This window comes from Kitasatospora terrestris (assembly GCF_039542905.1).
Taxonomy (GTDB): Bacteria; Actinomycetota; Actinomycetes; order Streptomycetales; family Streptomycetaceae; genus Kitasatospora; species Kitasatospora terrestris.
In genome coordinates this window covers 5,726,805-5,746,136 of sequence record NZ_BAABIS010000001.1, presented here as the reverse complement: position 1 = coordinate 5,746,136, position 19,332 = coordinate 5,726,805, and the positions used below count along the sequence as shown (strand labels likewise).

Genomic DNA, 19,332 nt, shown 5'->3' with positions numbered 1-19,332 from the left:
CCATGAGCACCACTGAGCTGCTGAAGCGCGCCGCCGAGCTGTTCCCCGGCGAGGTCGTCACCACCGCGCACGTACGCCACCTGGACCTGCCGCTGCAGGCCGGCAAGCTGGCGCTGATCACCCTGGACAACGGCTTCGACCACACCAAGCCGACCACCTTCGGCCCGGGCTCGCTGGCGAAGCTCTCCGAGGCGCTCGACCAGGTCGAGGCCGAGGCCGCCGAGGGGAAGATCGTCGCCGCCGCCATCACCGGCAAGCCGTTCATCTTCGCGGTCGGCGCCGACCTCAAGGGCGTCGAGGTGCTCAAGGAGCACTCCGACGCGCTGGCCATCGGCAAGGGCGGCCACGACGTCTTCAAGCGGATCGCCGCGCTGCCCGTCCCCACCTTCGCCTTCTACAACGGCGCGGCGATGGGCGGCGGCGTCGAGGTCGGCCTGCACGCCACCTACCGCACCGTCAGCTCCGGCGTCCCGGCGTTCTCGCTGCCCGAGGTCTTCCTCGGCCTCGTCCCCGGCTGGGGCGGCTGCACCATCCTGCCGAACCTGATCGGCCCGGCGAAGGCCGTCAAGGTCATCGTCGAGAACTCGATGGCGCAGAACAAGCAGCTCAAGGGCAAGGAGGTGTTCGAGCTCGGCATCGCGGACGCGATCTTCGAGCCGGCCGACTTCCTGGAGCAGTCGATCCTGTGGGCCGCCAAGGTCCTCAAGGGCGAGGTCGTCGTCGAGCGCGAGGAGATCGACCGCGGCAAGGCCTGGGACGACGCCGTCACCTGGGGCCGCTGGGTCGCCGACGCCAAGGTGCACGGGGCCGCTCCGGCCGCGTACAAGGCGCTCGACATCATCCAGCAGGTCAAGGACCAGGACCTGCAGGCCGGCTTCGACGCCGAGGACGCGGCGCTGGCCGACCTCATCATGACCGGCGAGCTGCGCAGCGGCCTGTACGCCTTCAACCTGGTGCAGCGCCGGGCCAAGCGCCCGTTCGGCGCGCCGGACAAGTCGCTGGCCCGTCCGGTCTCCAAGATCGGCGTCGTCGGCGCGGGCCTGATGGCCTCGCAGCTGGCGCTGCTGTTCGCCCGCCGCCTGGAGGTGCCGGTCGTGCTGACCGACATCGACCAGGAGCGCATCGACAAGGGCGTCGGCTACGTCCACGCCGAGATCGACAAGCTCCTCGCCAAGGGCCGGATCGGCAACGACAAGGCCAACAAGCTCAAGGGCCTGGTGCGCGGCCACCTCGACAAGGCCGTCGCCTTCGGCGACGCGGACTTCGTCATCGAGGCCGTGTTCGAGGAGATGGGCGTCAAGCAGAAGGTGCTGGCCGAGCTGGAGGCGGTGGTCTCGCCGACCACCATCCTGGCCACCAACACCTCCTCGCTGTCCGTCACCGAGATGGCGTCCAAGCTCCAGCACCCGGAGCGCGTGGTCGGCTTCCACTTCTTCAACCCGGTCGCGATCCTCCCGCTGCTGGAGATCGTCCGCGCGGAGAAGACCGACGACGCCTCGCTGGCCACCGCCTTCGCGGTCGCCAAGAAGCTGAAGAAGACCGCCGTCCTGACCAAGGACGCCCCGGCGTTCGTGGTGAACCGGATCCTCACCCGCTTCATGGGCGAGATCCAGAGCGTCATCGACGAGGGCACCCCGTTCGAGACCGTCGAGAACGCCGTCAAGCCGCTCGGCCTGCCGATGTCCCCGATCGCGCTGCTCGAACTGGTCGGCCCGGCGATCGCCCTGCACGTCTCCGAGACCCTGCACGGCGCCTTCCCGGAGCGGTTCTCCGTCTCCGAGAACCTCGGCAAGGTGGTCAAGGCCGGCAAGCGCGGCTTCTACATCTGGCAGGACGGCGCCCAGGTCCTCGACCCCGAGGTGCTGGAGCTGCTGACCTTCGGCGACTCGGTGCTGACCGAGGAGCAGGTGCGCGCCCGTGCCCTGGACGCCGTGGCCCAGGAGATCGGCCTGATGCTCGACGAGGGCGTCGTCGGCGAGGCGCAGGACATCGACCTGTGCATGATCACCGGCGCCGGCTGGCCCTTCCACCTCGGCGGCATCACCCCGTACCTCGACCGCGAGGGCGTCTCCGAGCGCGTCAACGGCAAGAAGTTCCTGGCCCCCGGCCTGGCTTCGGTCCCCGTCTGAGTCCGACGTACGACAGGGCGGTACCCCCGGCACCGGGGGTACCGCCCTTCGTCGTTGTCAGCGGGCTGCCCTAGCGTGCGGGGCATGGGACTTGCTCTGTCGGTCGGGGAGAACGACCACTTCTCCGAGGATCTCGCCGCGCTGTCCGGGGCACTGGCCGCGGTGGGCGTCGAATGGCGCGAGCCGGCCCGGAGCGCGGGCCCGAGCGCCTCGGCCGGGTTCCCCTACGGGTACCTGCACCACCTGCGGCGGGCGTACGTGCTGCACCTGTACGACCGGCCCGTGCCCCCGGCCGGCGGGACCGCCCGGGAGCAGCTCGACCGGGACGCCGAACTGGTGCGGGACGAGACGACGATGCTCTCCTCGCACCTGCTCTGCCACTCCGACTGCGCGGGCTTCTACGTGCCCGTGGACTTCGCCGAGCCGCTGTTCCTGGACGAGCAGGCGGTGGCCGGTGGCGGGATGGTGGGCTCGGCACAGCGGCTGCTGGCCGAGCTGGTGGCGTGCGCGCCCGCGATCGGGATCGCGGTGGCGGCCGACGGCACGGTGGGGCCCGAGCAGGACGCGATACCGGCGGACGACCCGTACGAGGTGGAGAAGTTCACCTGGTACGGGCTGTACCGGGCCTGCCGGGCGAGCATCGCGACGGGGCACGCCCTGGTGTTCTGCTGAGCCGGGTCAGGACGGGCGCTGGGCGGTGACCAGGACGTCGCCCGCGGCGGTGCGGTAGTAGAGCACCGAGCGGCCGGAGCGGCGGCGGGTGACCAGGCCCGCGTCGTGCAGTACCTTGAGGTGGCGGCCGGCCGAGCCGAGCACCTGCCCGGTGAGGGCGGTCAGCTGGGTGGTGGACTTCGGGGTGTCGAGCAGGACCAGGACGGTCGCGCGGCCGGGGCCCAGCAGCCGGGCCAGCGCGTCCGGGGCCGCGGTGCGGTCGGCGTCCGCGAGCGTGCCCGCGCAGGGGTAGGTGAGGGCGAAGCGCTGTCCGCTGTCGTCCCAGGAGACCCAGCCGGCCTTCTGCGTGATCGGCACGAACAGCAGCTGGGCGCCGGAGATCTCGCGCGGCGGATAGGCGTGGTCGTTCACCTGGAGCCGGCCGTCGCCGAGCCAGCGGGTGCCCGGGCGCAGCCCGTCCAGGGCCTGGGCCCAGCCGCCGCGGGTGAGCTGCGCGGTGCGGGCCAGCACGTCGGCCTCGATGATCCGGCGGCGGCGCGGCCAGGACGGCAGCACGGTCTCGGTCCACACCCAGCTCAGCAGCTCGGCGGTGAGCCGCGGGAGGTCCTCGCGGTGGAGGGCGGCCGGGAGCGGCCCGGCCAGGGAGACCGTCAGGTGCTCGCGGGCGGCGGCCGGCGGGGTGTCGCGGACCCGCGCCAGCTCCTGCTCGAACGTCTCCTCCGCCCCCGTGGGCGTGGGGGTGAGGAAGTCGGCGTTCCAGGTGCGGCCGAGTGCGGCCCGGACGGTGAGCGCGGTGACCGGGTCGCCCGCCAACCGGGCCCGGTAGGCGGGCAGGTGGGCGTCGAGCCACGCCCGGCCCCCGGGATCGGCGGCTCGGCCGCCCTGCAGCACCTTCAGGCTCGCGACCGTCTCGGCCAGCGGCGACACCACGAAGCGGCTGCCCGCCAGGGTGTCCGTGCTGATCCGCCACCAGCCCATCTTTCGCCTCCCCGCGAAAGATTAACGCCCTGGCCGGCCGACGACGAAGACTCCGGCGCATGCGTACGTATCAAGAGCTCTTCCGGACGGCGGAGTTCACCCCGTTCTTCCTGACCTCCGCGGTGCAGACCGCCGCCCAGACGGTGGCCGGACCGGCGCTCGGCACCCTGGTGTACCGCGAGACCGGATCGCCGCTGCTGTCCTCCCTGGCGATGTTCGGCCCGGCGCTGGCCCAGGTGGTCGGCGCGGCCACGCTGCTGTCGGCGGCCGACCGGCTGCCGCCGCGCGCCGCGTTGGCCGGCCTGGCGCTCCTGCTCGGCCTCGGCACCGCCGTCCAGGCGCTCCCCGGGCTGCCGGTGGGGGTGGCCTTCGCGGTGCTGCTGGTGGCCGGACTGGTCTCCTCGGTGGGCGGCGGGGTGCGGTACGGGCTGCTCAACGAGGTGCTCGGCAAGGACGGCTACCTGCTCGGCCGGTCGGTGCTCAACATGGCGGTGGGCGCGGTCCAGGTCGGCGGCTTCGCGCTGGGCGGGGTGCTGGTGGCCCTGCTGTCCGCACGCACCACCCTGCTCGTCGCCGCCGGGCTGTACGCGGCGGCCGCCCTCCTCGCCCGGTTCGGGCTGCGCGCCCGCGCGCCGCGTGCGGCGGGCCGCCCGTCGATCGGCGAGACCTGGCGCGGCAACGCGCTGCTGTGGTCCTCCCCCGCCCGTCGGACCGTGTTCCTGGCGCTGTGGGTGCCGAACGGGCTGATCGTCGGCTGCGAGTCGCTGTTCGTGCCGTACGCCCCCGAGCACGCCGGGCTGCTGCTCGCCTGCGCCGCACTCGGCATGCTGGCCGGGGACACCGCGGTCGGCCGGTTCCTGCCGCGGCGTTGGCGGGGGCGGCTGGGTGCGCCGCTGCGGCTGCTGCTGGCCGCGCCGTACCTGCTGTTCGCCCTCGGCCCCGCGCTGCCGCTCGCGCTGACGGCGGTGACGCTCGCCTCGGTCGGGTACGCGGCGAGCCTGCTGCTCCAGGAGCAGCTGATGGAGCTGACACCGGAGGAGCTGGGCGGGCACGCGCTGGGGCTGCACAGCTCCGGGATGCTCACCTTCCAGGGCGTCGGCGCGGCCCTGGCGGGGGCCGTGGCCGGATGGACCTCCCCGGCCACCGCGATGGCCGTCCTGGGGGCCCTTTCGGTCGCGGTGACCTTGGCCCTCGGCCCCGTCGGGGGCGCGCGGCGGTTCTCCCCGGCCTTCGGCCGGGAGGTGCCCCCACGCGCCCCCGACGGGGCGTCGGCTAGTGGATGACCTGGACCGAGAAGGCGCGGTCCGTGGGCATCGAGGCGGTGCGGATCTCGGTGACTCCCGTGGTCGGGTCGTAGCGCCAGCCCGGGCCCTGCGAGTCGCCGGTCTGCCACTGGACGGCGACCGGGACGCCGCCCTCCGGGTTGTCGTCCCAGTACCCGGCGGGGACGTCCACGGTGAGGTCGAAGCGGTCGCAGACGGCGCCGTCCGGGTCCTGGGCGGCGGGCGGGCAGTCGGTGGCGCCGCCGAAGGTGCCCTTGGCGTAGGTGGGGCCGTGCCAGCTGACGTCCTGGTGCCCGGCGTCCAGGACGGCGGTGCGCGGGGTGGCCGCGTGCACCGGGCCGGCGCTCGGGGCGGTGGACGTCAGCGCTTGAGGCGGTAGATCACGGTGTCCCCGGTGACGCCGACCACCTCGTAGTGGGTGTCGAGCAGCGTCTCGATCCGCGGGATCAGCACCGGCTGGTAGGGGGCGGTCCCGGAGTCGTCGACGACGACCTCGGGCAGGCCCTTGGCGGCGAGCTCCTCGTCGAAGGTCTGCCAGGCCTCGGAGACGCTGTACTCCTCGCCGACCTTCTGGCCGTCCTTGCCGCCGCTGTAGTTGGTGAGGAAGCCGGCCGTCAGGTAGCGGGTGGCCGGGCGGCGGTCGGCCAGCCAGTACAGCTCGGGGTGCATGCCCCAGACCAGCACGGTGTCCTTGGGCGTGGTCTGGGCGGCGACCGCGGTGGCCACCTCGGTGGTCTGGGAGAGCTTCTGGCCGGGCCAGAGCACCGCGAGGCCCCAGAAGACCGTGCACGCGGCGGTGGTGTACACCAGGACGGGCTTCCAGCGGACCGCCGAGGTGGCGACCGCTCCGACGCCCAGCAGCACCAGCGGCGGCATCAGCTGCAGGTAGTAGTGGCCGAAGAAGTGGAAGCCGATCGAGACGGCGACCACCGAGGAGCACAGCCACACCCACAGGTCCAGCGAGGAGCCGAAGGAACGGCCGCGCTCGGGCAGCGGGCGGCCGCGCCGGCGCAGCCAGAGGCGGTGCGCCAGCGGGAAGAGGAAGCCGAGGCCGGCGGCCAGCAGGATCGCCGAGTTGCCGAGCGCCCGGCCGAGCATCTGCAGCCAGTTGGAACCGAGCGAGGCGTAGTCGCCGCTGCCGGTGACCACCCAGAACAGGAAGCCCTTCGGCTTGGTGAGGATCACCGCGACCAGGGCTATCGGCAGCGCGAAGCCGGAGCCGATCTTGGCCAGCGCGGGCACCCAGCGCACCCCGCGCTGCCGGGCGTCCTGGAACAGCATCCACAGCACCGGCAGCAGCACCGCGCCGCCGGTCTGCTTGGTCAGCGAGCACATCGCCACCGCGATGCCGGCCGCCAGCCAGCGCCGCCGCTCGGCGTACCGGAACGCGGCGACCATCGCGGGCAGCATGAACACCTCGAAGGTGGCCGCCTGGGTGTCCTCCGGCGAGAGGCCGATGGACAGCAGCAGGTAGAGCACCCCGGCGTACGCCCCGGCCCGGTTGCCCCAGCGGCCGCGCGCGATCGAGGCGAGCAGCACGGCGGTGACCAGGTGGGCGACGATCGCCAGGGTGCGCAGCGGCCACAGCGAGGAGGAACCGAAGATCGCGAAGCAGGCTTCGTACAGCCAGGGCAGCAGCGGGGGCTTGCGGTCCACCACGGTGTCGTAGAGGACGCCGCCGTCGGCCAGCATCCGGGCCTGGGTGGCGAGGTAGCCCTCGTCGGGGCTCCACACCGGGCGCAGGAAGGACGGGAGGTGGGTGACCACCGCGAGGGCCGCGAAGACGGGGACCAGCGTGGTCCAGTAGCCGGTCCGGGCGCGCTGGGCGAGGCGCTCGGCGAGGCCGGTTCGACGGGTCGCGGTGGTGAGTGGCACGGATGACAACCTACCGGGCGCGGGGGCCGCGGGCACCGGCGGTACCGGGGTCGGCCGGGGCCGACCGTTCACGGACCGTTCGACGGTGCGTACCGGAACGGCAGCCTCCGGGTCGGCCGGCACCCTCGCGGCGGGGGTGCCGGCCGGTCCGGTCAGCGGGCCTCGACCCGGGCGCCCACGGTGGCCAGCACCTTGGCGGCGATCGCCGGGGCGGTGAGCCCGATCTCGGCCAGGATCTGGTCGCGCGAGGCGTGGTCCAGGAACTCCTGCGGGATGCCGAAGTCGCGCAGCGGCACGTCCACGTCGGCGTCGCGCAGCGCCTGGGCGACCGCCGAGCCGACACCGCCGGCGCGGCCGTTGTCCTCGATGGTGACCACCAGGCGGTGGCCGGCCGCGAGGCCCGGCAGCGCCGGGTCGACCGGCTTGACCCAGCGCGGGTCGACCACGGTCGCGCTGACGCCCTCGGCGGCCAGCAGCTCGGCGGTCTCCAGCGCGGTCGGGGCCATTGCGCCGACCGAGACGATCAGCACGTCGGCCGGCTCCTCGGCGGAGCCGCGCAGCACGTCCATCCCGCCGACCTTGCCGACGGCCGGGACGGCCGGACCCACGGTGCCCTTGGAGTAGCGGACCACGGTGGGCGCGTCCGCGACCTCGACCGCCTCGCGCAGCTGGGCGCGCAGCTGGTCGGCGTCGCGCGGGGCGGCGAGGCGCAGGCCCGGGACGGTCTGCAGGATCGACATGTCCCACATGCCGTTGTGCGAGGCGCCGTCGGTGCCGGTGACGCCGGCCCGGTCCAGGACGAAGGTGACGCCCAGCTTGTGCAGGGCGACGTCCATCAGGACCTGGTCGTAGGCCCGGTTGAGGAAGGTCGCGTAGACCGCGACCACCGGGTGCAGGCCGTTGGTGGCCAGGCCCGCGGCGGAGACCGCGGCGTGCTGCTCGGCGATGCCGACGTCGAAGATCCGGGACGGGTAGGCCTTGGCGAACGGGGCCAGGCCCACCGGGTGCAGCATCGCCGCGGTGATCGCCACGACGTCCTTGCGCTCCCGGCCGAGGGCGACCATCTCCTCGCCGAAGACCGAGGTCCAGTCCTTGCCGGCCGACTTGATCGGCAGGCCGGTCTCCGGGTGGATCACCGGGACGGCGTGGAAGCGGTCCTCGTCGTTGTTCTCGGCGGCGTGGTAGCCGCGGCCCTTCTCGGTGATGCAGTGCACGATCACCGGGCCGCCGAAGCCGCGCGCCTTGATGAGCGCGGACTCCAGCGCCTGCAGGTCGTGGCCGTCGATCGGGCCGATGTACTTCAGGCCCAGGTCCTCGAACATGCCCTGCGGGGCGATGAAGTCCTTCAGGCCCTTCTTGGCGCCGTGCAGGGTGTCGAACATCGGCTTGCCGACCACCGGGGTGCGCTGCAGCGCCTCCTTGCCCCAGGTCAGGAAGCGCTCGTAGCCCTGGGTGGTGCGCAGCGTGGAGAGGTGGTTGGCGAGGCCGCCGATGGTCGGGGAGTACGACCGCTCGTTGTCGTTGACGACGATGACCAGCGGGCGGTCCTGGGCCTCGGCGATGTTGTTCAGCGCCTCCCAGGCCATGCCGCCGGTGAGCGCGCCGTCGCCGATGACCGCGACGACCGGGCGGTTGCCGTGGCCCTGCAGCTGGTTCGCCTTGGCCAGGCCGTCGGCGTAGCCGAGGACGGTGGAGGCGTGCGAGTTCTCGATCACGTCGTGCTCGGACTCGGTCCGCGACGGGTAGCCGGACAGGCCGCCCTTCATCCGCAGCCGGGAGAAGTCCTGACGGCCGGTGAGCAGCTTGTGGACGTAGCTCTGGTGGCCGGTGTCGAAGAGGATCCGGTCGCGCGGGGAGTCGAAGACCCGGTGCAGCGCGATGGTCAGCTCGACCACGCCGAGGTTCGGGCCGAGGTGCCCGCCGGTCTTGGAGACCTCGCCGACCAGGAAGGTCCGGATCTCCTCTGCCAGCGCCACCAGCTGCGTCGGGGTGAGCCGGTCGAGATCGCGCGGTCCCCGAATGCGGGTCAGCAGGGCCACCCGTTCCTCCTCGTTCACAGTTCCAGGGCCGGTGCGGCCCCGGATGAGTCTAATGTCCGCAACAAGCCGAAGAGCGCGAGGCCCGACCCCCCGGCGGTCGAACCGCCGGTGGATCGGGCCTCGCGCCCGCGTTGTCGCTGATCAGCCGCGTCCGCTGGACTTCTGCGTCTTGCGCGACACGGAGTCGAGGACGACGGCGGCGAGCAGCACCGCGCCGGTGATCATGTACTGGATGGCCTGGTCGACGTGGACCAGGTCGAGGCCGGTGATGATCGACTGGATGACCAGGATGCCGAGCAGCGCCGACCAGGTCTTGCCGCGGCCGCCGAAGAGGCTGGTGCCGCCGATGACGGCCGCCGCGATGGAGTTCATCAGGACGTTGCCGCTGCCGAGCAGCTTGTCGGCGGAGCCCTGCTGGGAGGCGATGAACAGGCCGCCGAGGGCCGCCATGCCGGCGGAGATCATGAAGACCGAGATCCGCACCCAGGCCACGTTGATGCCGGCCCGGCGGGCGGCCTCGACGCCACCGCCGACGGCGAAGATCTGGCGGCCGTAGGCGGTGCGGCGCAGCACGAAGTCGGTGAGGACCACGATCGAGAGGAAGATCACCAGCGGCAGCGGCAGGCCGCTGTCCTGGTTGAGCATGTAGGCGGAGACCAGGCCGATCACCGCGAGCACGCCGGTGCGCAGGGCGATCTCGCTCATCGGGCGGGCGGCCAGGCCGGCCGCGCCGCGGCGGCGGGCGTCGAGCAGCTGGCCGGCACCGAACAGGGCGATGCCCAGGATCGCGAAGGCCCAGGTGAAGAAGACGTCGCCGTCGCCGAGGAAGTAGGTGTCCAGGTTGGCGAGCACACCGTCGTTGATGACGTTGACGGTGCCCTTGTCGCCGAGGACGAACATCTGCAGACCGGACCAGGCCAGCAGGCCGGCCAGGGTGACGACGAAGGCGGGGACGCCGATCTTGGCGAAGAAGAAGCCGTGCAGCGCGCCGATGGCGACCGCGGCGCCGATGGCGATCAGGATCGCCAGCCACTCGTTGAGGCCGGAGCGGACCGAGAGGACCGCGGCGATGGCGGCGGAGACACCGGCCACCGAGCCGAGCGAGAGGTCGATCTCACCGAGCAGCAGCACGAAGACGATGCCGACGGCGATGAGGCCGGGGCCGGCGATCCACTTGGTGATGTTGGTGATGTTGTCGGCGTTCAGGAAGTCGCCGGTGATGCCCTGGAAGATGGCCGCGATCAGGATCAGGCCGATGACGACCGGGACGGAGCCCAGGTCGCCGCTCTTCATCTTCTGCTTGAACTCGGCCAGGTAGCCGGCGAAGCCCGCCTGGCGGACCAGCAGGCGCGGGTCGACCGCCGGGGCCGGGGTGGTGCTGGTGGTCTGGTCGGTGGTCACTTCGCATCCTCCGCGAGACGTGCCTGGCGGCGGGTGACCGCGTTCTCGGTGGCGCCGGTGATGGCGGAGATGATCTCCTCGTGCGAGGTGGTTGCCACCTCGAAGGCGCCGTTGTTGCGGCCCAGGCGCAGCACCGCGACGGTGTCCGCGACGGCCTTGACGTCGGCCATGTTGTGGCTGATCAGGATCACGCCGAGGCCGCGCTCGCGCAGCCGCTCGACCAGGTCGAGCACCTGAGCGGTCTGCTCGACGCCGAGAGCGGCGGTCGGCTCGTCCAGGATGACGATCTTCGGGTCGCCGACCAGGGCGCGGGCGATGGCCACGACCTGGCGCTGGCCGCCGGAGAGCGCGGCGATCGGGATGCGCACGCTCGGGATGCGGATGGACAGGGTGTCGAGGAGTTCGCGCGCGCGCTTCTCCATGCCGACCTCGTCCAGCGTGCCGAACTTCTTCAGCTCGCGGCCGAGGAAGAGGTTGCCGACCACGTCGAGGTTGTCGCAGAGCGCCAGGTCCTGGTAGACGGTGGCGACACCGAGGGCCTGGGCGTCGTGCGGGCGGTTGATGGAGACCGCCCTGCCCTCCCACTCGATGCTGCCCTCGTCGATCGGGTGGACGCCGGCGATGGTCTTCACCAGCGTCGACTTGCCGGCGCCGTTGTCGCCGACCAGGGCGACCACCTCGCCGGCGTGAACCTCCAAGTGCACGTCGGTGAGTGCCTGGACGGCACCGAAGCGCTTGGAGACCCCGCGCAACGCCAGTACGGGTGCGCCTGTCACGTGAACCATCTCCTTAGTCCCGCGCCCGTCCTGACAGTTGCCCGGGCACGGCCTGCCGCGCGCCGGCCCGGGCGCGCGGGGTAGTGCGAGAAGAGAGAAAAGAAGGGTGGGCGGCGCTCCCCGGTGGGGGTCGGGCAGCGCCGCCCGGACGGTGCTACTTCAGACCCGCGGCGGCGCAGGCGGCGGCGTAGTCGCCGGTGCAGATGTCGGCGGCCTTGTAGAGGCCGTCGGCGATCACGGTGTCGTTGATGTTCGCCTTGGTGACGACCTTCGGCTCCAGCAGCTTGGCCGGGATGCCCTTGTCGGTGTCGCTGTCGATGCTGGAGGAGGCGACGGACTTGATGTCCTTGCCCTGCAGCAGGTTGACGGCGAGCTCGGCGGCCGAGTCGGCCAGCGGCTTGTACGCCTTGTAGATGGTGTAGGCCTGGTCGCCGGCGACGATGCGCTGGATGGCGTCGAGGCCCGCGTCCTGGCCGCCGACCGGGACGTTGATGCCCTGGGACTTCAGCTGGGTGATGATCGCGGCGGCCATGCCGTCGTTGGCCGAGTAGACGGCCTGGAAGCCGTCCTTGGTCAGCTGGGTGATCGCGGCGCCCATCTTCTGGCCGGCCACGGTGGGCTTCCACTCACCGGACTGCTCGTAGACGACCTTCTTGACCTTGCTGTCCAGGACCTTGTGGGCACCGGCCTTGAACTTGCCGGCGTTCGGGTCCGCGTCGTCACCGTTGATCATGACGATGTTGGCGTCGGCGGCCTTGGCGCCGAGGGCGTCGACCAGGGCCTGGCCCTGGAGCTCGCCGACCTTCTCGTTGTCGAACGAGACGTAGGCGGAGACCGGGCCGGTGGCCAGGCGGTCGTACGCGATGACCTTGACGCCCTTGTCGGCCGCCTCCTTGACCCAGGCCTGGGTCGACTTGGCGTCGAACGCGTCGAGGATGATCACCTTGACGCCCTGGGCGATCAGGGTGTCGAACTGCTGCTTCTGCTTGGCAGCGGAACCCTCGGCGTTGGAGTACTTGACGGTGCAGTCGCCGCAGAGCGCCTTGACCTTCGCCTCGATGAACGGCTTGTCGAAGGACTCGTAGCGGGTCGAGGACGCGTTCTCCGGAAGCAGCAGGCCGATCGACTTGGTGTCGCCGGAACCCTTGGCGTCCTTCTTGTCGTCGCCGGCCTTGCCACAGGCGGCCATGGTGAGAGCCATCGAGACAGCAGCGGTACCGATGACGGCGCGACGCATCAGAGCGTTCATGGTGGGGGGTGCCTCCCTGACAGAGCCGCAGCGTTGCGGCGAGGTGGGCAGGAGTCAACCCGGTCACCAAGCTTGCCGTCAATAAGTAAAGCCAAGCCCTGAAGGATTCAGACCCTTTCGTTATCTTCCTGAAGACCTGCCCGAGATCAGCCCAGCTCAGGCACCCGCCGCGGCGGTCTGCCGGATCGCCCCGGACTCGCCCATCTCGCTCATCACCAGGGCCAGCGCGCCGAGCACCTCCGCGCGCCCGCCGAGGGTGCCGGGAACGACCGAGAGCTGCCGTGCGGCGCTCGGGATCGCGTACCGCGAGACGGAGTCCCGGATCGGGGAAAGCACCAGCTCACCGGCCTCGGCGAGGTCTCCGCCGAGGATGATCCGGCGGGGGTTGAGCAGGTTGCACAGGGTGGCCGCGCCCATGCCGATCTGGCGGCCCGCGTCGGCGATCACCCGGCGGCAGCCGAGGTCCCCCTGCTGGGCGAGCTGCACCACCTTGGACAGGGTGAGCTCACCCGGGTGGTTGGCGTTCAAGAGGTTGAGCAGGTAGCGGGAGCCGACGAAGGTCTCCAGGCAGCCGCGGTTGCCGCAGCGGCAGACCGGCCCGGCCTCGTCCAGGGTGATGTGCCCGATCTCGCCGGCGGTGCCGCCGGGGCCCCGGTAGATCTGCCCGTTGATCACCAGTCCGGAGCCGACACCGCTGGCCACCTTGATGTACGCGAGGTCGCCCAGGCCCCGGCCGGCGCCCCAGACCAGCTCGCCGAGCGCGCCCAGGTTGGCGTCGTTGTCCACGTGCACCTCCATGCCCAGGCGCTGCGAGAGCTCCTGGCGGGGCATCACGCCGGTCCAGCCCGGCAGGATCGCGGTGGAGCCCAGCGCCCCGGTCTCCACGTCGATCGGGCCGGGTACGCCCAGGCCCACGCCGATCACCTTGTCCGGCCGGAAGCCGGCCTGGCCGAGCAGCCGCTCGACCATCTGCTCGGCCCGGTCGAAGCCCTGCTGGGCGGAGACGTCGGTGTCGATCGGCTCGCTCTCCTCGGCCAGCACCCGGTGCGCCAGGTTGCCGACCGCGACTCTCAGGTGGGTGTGGCCGAAGTCCACGCCCACCACGATGCCCGCGTCCCCGCTGAGCGAGACCGAGCGCGCCCGGCGGCCGCCCGAGGAGGTGTCGGCCACCACCACGGTGCCGCTCTCCTTGAGCTCGCGGACGATGTTGGAGACCGTGGCGGCCGACAGACCGGTCCCCCGCGCGATCTCCGCCTGGGTCAGCGAGCCGGCCATCCGCACCGCCCGCAGGACCCGCTCGAGATTCGCCCGGTGCAGTGACGACTGCGAACCCGGTGTGTCCATCGCCATGTGTTCAACCCTCCTGGGCGCCGCGCCGTTGCGGCTGGTCCACGTTCAGCTTCAACTTGTGAACTCTATGGTCCGTCACCGACGTAAGGGCGCGTCAAGCCGGGACGCCGATTCCTGGGAAACCTGTGGTCCACCCGGTATTGGGCGGGTGTATGCCAGGCCCTGCATGGGAGGATGCCCCGTATTCACACCGACGAAGGAGTCCTGCGAGTGCCTGGCACCAACTTGACCCGTGCGGAGGCCCGTACCCGGGCCGAGCTCCTGAACGTGGAGGCGTACGACGTCGAGCTCGACCTGAGCTCGGCCCGCGAGGGCGGCACGTTCCGGTCCACCACCGTGGTCCGGTTCTCCGCCACCACCCCGGGCGCCTCGAGCTTCATCGACCTGATCGCCCCGGCGGTCACCGAGATCGTGCTGAACGGTGAGGCGCTGCCGCTGAGCGGCTTCGCCGACAGCCGGATCGCCCTGCCCGGCCTGCGCGCCGAGAACGAGCTGCGGGTGGTCGCCGACTGTGCCTACACCAACACCGGCGAGGGCCTGCACCGCTTCGTCGACCCGGTCGACGGCGAGACCTACCTGTACACCCAGTTCGAGGTGCCGGACGCCCGCCGGGTGTTCGCGGTCTTCGAGCAGCCCGACCTGAAGGCGGCCTTCCGCTTCACCGTCACCGCGCCGACCGGGTGGGTGGTGGTCTCCAACTCCCCCACCCCGGAGCCGGTGGGCGAGGGCGACACCCAGGTGTGGTCCTTCGAGCCCACCCCGCGGATGTCCTCGTACATCACCGCGCTGGTGGCCGGCCCGTACGTGGGCGTCTTCGACGAGTACGCGGCCGGCGAGCAGCGGGTGCCGCTGGGCGTCTACTGCCGCCCCTCGCTCAAGGAGTACCTGGACGCCGACGACATCTTCGCGGTGACCAAGCAGGGCTTCGACTACTTCCAGGAGAAGTTCGACTTCGACTACCCGTTCGCCAAGTACGACCAGCTCTTCGTGCCGGAGTTCAACGCCGGCGCGATGGAGAACGCGGGCTGCGTCACCTTCCGTGACCAGTACGTCTTCCGTTCCAAGGTCACCGACGCGGCGTACGAGGCGCGGGCCGCGACGATCCTGCACGAGCTGGCCCACATGTGGTTCGGCGACCTGGTCACCATGGAGTGGTGGAACGACCTCTGGCTGAACGAGTCGTTCGCCACCTTCGCCGAGGTGGTCTGCCAGGCCGAGGCCCCGGGGTCGAAGTGGCCGCACTCCTGGACCACCTTCGCCAACCAGATGAAGACCTGGGCGTACCGGCAGGACCAGCTGCCGTCCACCCACCCGATCATGGCCGAGATCAACGACCTGGAGGACGTCCAGGTCAACTTCGACGGCATCACCTACGCCAAGGGCGCCTCGGTGCTCAAGCAGCTGGTGGCCTACGTCGGCCAGGACGCCTTCTTCGCCGGCGTGCGGGCGTACTTCAAGCGCCACGCCTGGGGCAACACCCGGCTCGCCGACCTGCTGGGCGCCCTGGAGGAGGCCAGCGGCCGCGACCTGAAGACCTGGTCGAAGGCGTGGCTGGAGACCGCCGGGATCAACCTGCTCCGCCCGGAGCTGCGGATCAACACCGACGGCGACATCGAGTCCTTCGCGGTCCTCCAGGAGGCCCCGGCGCTGCCCGCCGGCGCCCGCGGCGAGGCCGTGCTGCGCCCGCACCGGATCGCCGTCGGCCTGTACGAGCTGGTCGACGGCGCGCTGGTGCGCACCGACCGGATCGAGCTGGACGTGGACGGCCCGCGCACCGAGGTGCCCGAGCTGGTCGGCCGGCACCGCCCGGCGGTGCTGCTGCTCAACGACGACGACCTGTCGTACGCCAAGATCCGGCTCGACGAGGACTCGCTGGCCGTGGTCACCGCGCACCTCGGCGACTTCGAGCACTCGCTGCCGCGCGCGCTGTGCTGGGCGGCCACCTGGGACATGACCCGGGACGGCGAGCTGGCCACCCGCGACTACCTGTCGCTGGCGCTCTCCGGGCTGCAGCGGGAGACCGACATCGGCGTGGTCCAGTCGGTGCACCGCCAGGTCAAGCTGGCCCTGGAGCTCTACACCGACCCGGCGTGGCGCGAGCAGGGCCTGCAGCGCTGGGCCGCCGCCTGCGAGGAGAGCCTGCGGGCCGCCGAGCCGGGCAGCGACCACCAGCTCGCCTGGGCCCGCGCGCTGGCCGGCGCCGCCCGCACCGACGGGCAGCTCGCGCTGCTGGCCGGCCTGCTGGACGGCTCCGTCGAGGTGGCCGGCCTGGCGGTCGACACCGAGCTGCGCTGGTCGCTGCTGGCCCGTCTGGCCGCCACCGGGCGCGCCGACGAGGCGGCGATCGAGGCCGAGCTGGCCCGGGACAACACCTCCAGCGGCGCGGAGCGCGCGGCCCACTGCCGGGCCGCCCGGCCGACCGCCGAGGCGAAGGCCGCGGCCTGGGCCTCGGTGGTGGAGTCCGACGAGCTCACCAACTACGTCCAGGAGGCCGTGATCTCCGGCTTCCTGCAGGCCGACCAGCGCGAGCTGCTGGCCGAGTACACCGCGAAGTACTTCGCGGCGGTGAAGGGCGTCTGGGAGTCCCGCAGCCACGAGATCTCGCAGCAGATCATCGGCGGCCTGTACCCGGCGTACCAGGTCTCGCAGGCCACCCTGGACGCCACCGACGCCTGGCTGGCCGAGGCCGACCCGGCGCCGGCGCTGCGCCGCCAGGTGGTCGAGGCGCGGGCGGGCATCGAGCGGGCGCTGAAGGCCCAGGTGGCCGACCGCACGCTCGGCGGCAAGTAGCACGGACCCGTCGGCCGCTCGGAGCAGGAACCGCCCTGCTCCGAGCGGCTGACGCGTTCCCGGCGCTCCTCAAGACCGGGCACGGCCCGGCCGAAGTGATTGTCATACGATCCTTCGTCCCGAGGAGTCCCCGCATGCGCCTGCTCGCCCGCTGCGCGTCCGTCGCCCTGCTGCTCGTCCCGCTGGCCGCCGTCCCCGCGGCCGCCGCGGACCCCGCGCCCGCGCCGCTGCAGCGCTCCGCCCGCCCGGTCTCGGGCCAGTACATCGTCACCCTCGCACCGGGCACCGACCCCGGACAGCTGGCCGCCCGCCTCGGCGTCCGCCCGCTGTACAGCTACCGCGACGCGCTGCACGGCTTCGCCGCCTCGCTCACCCCCGCCCAGCTCGCCGCCGCCCGCCGGCTGCCCGGCGTGACCGCCGTCGAGGAGAACGGCCAGGTCACCCTGGACGAACCGGTCACCGCGCCGACCCCGCTGCGGGCACCGGCCGCCTCCTGGGGCCTGGACCGGATCGACCAGCGCAAGCTCCCGCTGGACGGCGCGTACGCCGCCACCGCCACCGGCAGGGGCGTCACCGCCTACCTGGTGGACACCGGCATCGACTTCGCCAACCCCGAGTTCGGCGACCGGGCCCGGCGCGGCTTCGACGCCATCGGCGACGGGCAGGACGGCCAGGACTGCATGGGCCACGGCACCCACGTGGCCGGCACCGTCGGCGGCGCCACCTACGGCGTGGCGCGCGAGGCCGCCCTGGTCTCCGTCCGGGTCTTCGGCTGCGAGGCCACCGGCACCTGGGCGGCGATCATCGCCGGCTTCGACTGGGTCGCCACCCACGCCGTCCGGCCCGCGGTGCTCAACGCCTCGCTCGGCGGCCCCTACTCCGCCGCGATGAACCGGGCCGCCGACAACGTCGCCGCGCACGGCGTGCTCCCCGTGGTCGCGGCCGGCAACGAGGGCGCCAACGCCTGCTCCACCTCCCCGGCCGGGGCGAGCCGGGCGTTCGCCGTCGGGGCCAGCGACCGGAACGACAAGCAGACCTCCTGGTCCAACCGCGGCCGCTGCATCGGCCTGTACGCCCCCGGCGCGGACATCCTCTCGGCCCGCCTCGGCGGCGGCAGCCTGTCGCTCAGCGGCACCTCGATGGCCTCCCCGCACGCCGCTGGCACGGCCGCCCTCCACCTGGAGGGCCGGCCCACCGACGACGCCGCCGCGGTGGCCCGCTGGCTGACCGACCAGTCCACCCGGAACGTCCTCTCCGGGGTCGGCTCCGGCACCCCCAACCGGCTGCTGTACACCGGCGGCCTGTGAGAAAGCGATGAGAAATCCGCCGCCACCCTACGCCTCTGACCTGCGAAAACGCACGGTCGGACGGTGAGCGGCGGCGGATTCGCGCGATCCCCTCAGCCGGCGGACATCCGCGGCTGACACGGTGTCCTCCTTCCCGCCGTCCGGAAGGAGGACCACCCGATGACGGCTCGTCGCGCACCGTCCCCCGAGACCGTGCCCCGCGCGGTGCTCGCCCTGATCGCCGCCGGCGCCCTGGCCGCGCTGCTCCCCTGGTGGCTGCGGACCACCGCGGTGGCCGGCCCGGCCGGCTGGCTCACCGGCGCCGGCCGGATCACCGGCCTGCTGGCCGGCTACGCCGCACCGGTGCTGCTGCTCCTGATGGCCCGGATCCCGCCGCTGGAGCGCTCCGTGGGCGCCGACCGGCTGGCCCGCTGGCACGCCTACGGCGGGCGCTACCTGGTCGGGCTGGTGACCGTCCACGTGCTCACGATCGTCTGGGGCCACGCGCTGACCGGGGGGAAGGGCGTCGTCGGGGAGGCGGTCGAGATCGTGCTCGACTGGCCCGACATGATCAAGGCCGCGCTGGGGACGCTGCTGCTCCTGGCCACCGGCGCGCTCTCGGCGCGGGCCGCCCGCCGCCGGCTCGGCTACGAGACCTGGTACCACCTGCACCTGGGCGGCTACCTCGCGGTCGCGCTCGGCTTCGCCCACCAGCTCTCCACCGGCGCCGACCTCGGCACCGGCCCCGCCCGGGCCGGCTGGTACGCGCTGTACTTCGGCACCGCGGGGGCCGTCGGCCGGTACCGGCTGCTGCTGCCCTGGCTGCGCGACCGCCGGCACCGGCTGCGCGTCGCCGAGGTGCGCGAGGAGGCCCCCGGGGTGGTCTCGCTCTTCCTCACCGGGCAGCGGCTGGAGTCGCTGCGCGCCGAACCCGGCCAGTTCTTCCGGCTGCAGTTCCAGGCGCCCGGCCTGCGCTGGGCCGCCAACCCGTACTCGCTGTCCGCTCCCCCGCACCCGCGCTTCCTGCGCTTCACCGTGAAGGACCTCGGCGCGCACAGCGCCGCCGTCGCCTCGCTCGCCCCCGGCACCCCGGTCCGCGCGGAGGGCCCGTACGGCGCGTTCACCGCGCGGCGGCAGCGCGGACGCAAGGTGCTGCTGCTGGGCGCGGGCGTCGGGATCACCCCGCTGCGGGCCCTCCTGGAGTCGCTGGAGGGCGAACTGACGCTGGTGCAGCGCGCCCACCGGCCGTCCGACGTGCTGTTCCGCGAGGAGCTGGCGGTGGTCGCCCGGCAGCGCGGGGCCCGGGTGCACGAGCTGCTCGGCCCGCGCGCGGACGTCGGCGACCTGGGCGCGGCGCTCGCCCGGCTGGTCCCCGACCTGCCCGGGCACGAGGTCTACCTCTGCGGGCCGGACGCCTTCGCCGCCGAGGCCGAGCGGGCCCTGCGGGCCGCCGGGGTCCGGCGCTCGCGCATCCACCACGAGTCGTTCGCGTTCTGAGGAGTCA

The 19,332-nt window shown here is 72.5% G+C and carries 14 protein-coding genes; 6 read left to right on the top strand and 8 right to left on the bottom strand.

What is annotated here, in order from left to right:
* Nucleotides 1-2 precede the first annotated feature (2 nt).
* Both ABEB06_RS26385 and ABEB06_RS26380 read left to right on the top strand, forming a co-directional pair.
* On the top strand, nt 3-2,129 hold the full coding sequence (locus ABEB06_RS26385; protein ID WP_345699374.1) for a 3-hydroxyacyl-CoA dehydrogenase NAD-binding domain-containing protein: 2,127 nt from the start codon (nt 3-5) through the stop codon (nt 2,127-2,129).
* A gap of 84 nt (nt 2,130-2,213) precedes the next feature.
* A complete protein-coding gene (locus ABEB06_RS26380) occupies nt 2,214-2,801 on the top strand; it encodes a hypothetical protein (protein WP_345699373.1) in 588 nt (195 codons plus the stop codon).
* A 6-nt stretch (nt 2,802-2,807) separates the two neighbouring features.
* On the opposite strand, the gene ABEB06_RS26375 is transcribed toward ABEB06_RS26380, so the two are convergent.
* Nucleotides 2,808-3,779, bottom strand: coding sequence for an ArsR/SmtB family transcription factor (locus tag ABEB06_RS26375; protein WP_345699372.1), 972 nt, complete (start codon nt 3,777-3,779; stop codon nt 2,808-2,810).
* A gap of 59 nt (nt 3,780-3,838) precedes the next feature.
* Between ABEB06_RS26375 and ABEB06_RS26370 the strand changes: the two genes are divergently transcribed.
* Nucleotides 3,839-5,062 (top strand): MFS transporter, encoded by a 1,224-nt coding sequence (locus ABEB06_RS26370; RefSeq protein ID WP_345699371.1) that lies wholly within the window; start codon nt 3,839-3,841, stop codon nt 5,060-5,062.
* Here the strand turns inward: ABEB06_RS26370 and ABEB06_RS26365 are convergent.
* The 7 genes from ABEB06_RS26365 to ABEB06_RS26335 all read right to left on the bottom strand — a co-directional run bounded on the left by ABEB06_RS26365 (nt 5,052) and on the right by ABEB06_RS26335 (nt 13,746).
* Complete coding sequence (locus ABEB06_RS26365) at nt 5,052-5,396, bottom strand: hypothetical protein (protein WP_345699370.1); 345 nt, start codon at nt 5,394-5,396, stop codon at nt 5,052-5,054. The genes ABEB06_RS26370 and ABEB06_RS26365 overlap by 11 nt on opposite strands.
* Before the next feature lie 26 nt (nt 5,397-5,422).
* Nucleotides 5,423-6,937, bottom strand: a complete 1,515-nt coding sequence (locus ABEB06_RS26360) for a glycosyltransferase family 39 protein (protein WP_345699369.1) — start codon at nt 6,935-6,937, stop codon at nt 5,423-5,425.
* A gap of 152 nt (nt 6,938-7,089) precedes the next feature.
* Entirely contained in the window at nt 7,090-8,976 is a 1,887-nt protein-coding gene (gene dxs / locus ABEB06_RS26355; RefSeq protein ID WP_345699368.1) for a 1-deoxy-D-xylulose-5-phosphate synthase, read from the bottom strand.
* Between the two features lie 141 nt (nt 8,977-9,117).
* Nucleotides 9,118-10,377 carry a sugar ABC transporter permease gene (locus ABEB06_RS26350; RefSeq protein WP_345699367.1) on the bottom strand — a complete coding sequence of 420 codons (1,260 nt, stop codon included), beginning with the start codon at nt 10,375-10,377 and terminating at the stop codon, nt 9,118-9,120.
* The gene (locus tag ABEB06_RS26345; RefSeq protein ID WP_345699366.1) at nt 10,374-11,162 is read right to left on the bottom strand and encodes an ATP-binding cassette domain-containing protein; all 789 of its coding nucleotides are present in this window, start codon (nt 11,160-11,162) and stop codon (nt 10,374-10,376) included. Before ABEB06_RS26345 ends, ABEB06_RS26350 begins: the two co-directional genes overlap by 4 nt.
* A gap of 145 nt (nt 11,163-11,307) precedes the next feature.
* Nucleotides 11,308-12,402: a sugar ABC transporter substrate-binding protein gene (locus ABEB06_RS26340; RefSeq protein ID WP_345699365.1), complete on the bottom strand. Its 1,095-nt coding sequence runs from the start codon at nt 12,400-12,402 to the stop codon at nt 11,308-11,310.
* Between the two features lie 156 nt (nt 12,403-12,558).
* Nucleotides 12,559-13,746, bottom strand: coding sequence for an ROK family transcriptional regulator (locus ABEB06_RS26335; RefSeq protein WP_345701995.1), 1,188 nt, complete (start codon nt 13,744-13,746; stop codon nt 12,559-12,561).
* A gap of 216 nt (nt 13,747-13,962) precedes the next feature.
* Here ABEB06_RS26335 and pepN point away from each other — a divergent pair, with 216 nt between their 5' ends.
* The 3 genes from pepN to ABEB06_RS26320 all read left to right on the top strand — a co-directional run bounded on the left by pepN (nt 13,963) and on the right by ABEB06_RS26320 (nt 19,325).
* A complete protein-coding gene (pepN, locus tag ABEB06_RS26330; RefSeq protein ID WP_345699364.1) occupies nt 13,963-16,542 on the top strand; it encodes an aminopeptidase N in 2,580 nt (859 codons plus the stop codon).
* Between the two features lie 134 nt (nt 16,543-16,676).
* Nucleotides 16,677-17,849, top strand: coding sequence for a S8 family peptidase (locus ABEB06_RS26325; protein WP_345699363.1), 1,173 nt, complete (start codon nt 16,677-16,679; stop codon nt 17,847-17,849).
* Between the two features lie 159 nt (nt 17,850-18,008).
* Entirely contained in the window at nt 18,009-19,325 is a 1,317-nt protein-coding gene (locus ABEB06_RS26320; RefSeq protein WP_345699362.1) for a ferredoxin reductase family protein, read from the top strand.
* The last annotated feature ends 7 nt before the right edge of the window (nt 19,326-19,332 follow it).

Coding starts and splice junctions, on each gene's coding strand:
- ABEB06_RS26385 (WP_345699374.1), top strand. CDS start 3: ATGAGCACCACTGAGCTGCTGAAGCGCGCCGCCGAGCTGTTCCCCGGC.
- ABEB06_RS26380 (WP_345699373.1), top strand. CDS start 2,214: ATGGGACTTGCTCTGTCGGTCGGGGAGAACGACCACTTCTCCGAGGAT.
- ABEB06_RS26375 (WP_345699372.1), bottom strand. CDS start 3,779: ATGGGCTGGTGGCGGATCAGCACGGACACCCTGGCGGGCAGCCGCTTC.
- ABEB06_RS26370 (WP_345699371.1), top strand. CDS start 3,839: ATGCGTACGTATCAAGAGCTCTTCCGGACGGCGGAGTTCACCCCGTTC.
- ABEB06_RS26345 (WP_345699366.1), bottom strand. CDS start 11,162: ATGGTTCACGTGACAGGCGCACCCGTACTGGCGTTGCGCGGGGTCTCC.
- ABEB06_RS26340 (WP_345699365.1), bottom strand. CDS start 12,402: ATGAACGCTCTGATGCGTCGCGCCGTCATCGGTACCGCTGCTGTCTCG.
- ABEB06_RS26335 (WP_345701995.1), bottom strand. CDS start 13,746: ATGGACACACCGGGTTCGCAGTCGTCACTGCACCGGGCGAATCTCGAG.
- ABEB06_RS26325 (WP_345699363.1), top strand. CDS start 16,677: ATGCGCCTGCTCGCCCGCTGCGCGTCCGTCGCCCTGCTGCTCGTCCCG.
- ABEB06_RS26320 (WP_345699362.1), top strand. CDS start 18,009: ATGACGGCTCGTCGCGCACCGTCCCCCGAGACCGTGCCCCGCGCGGTG.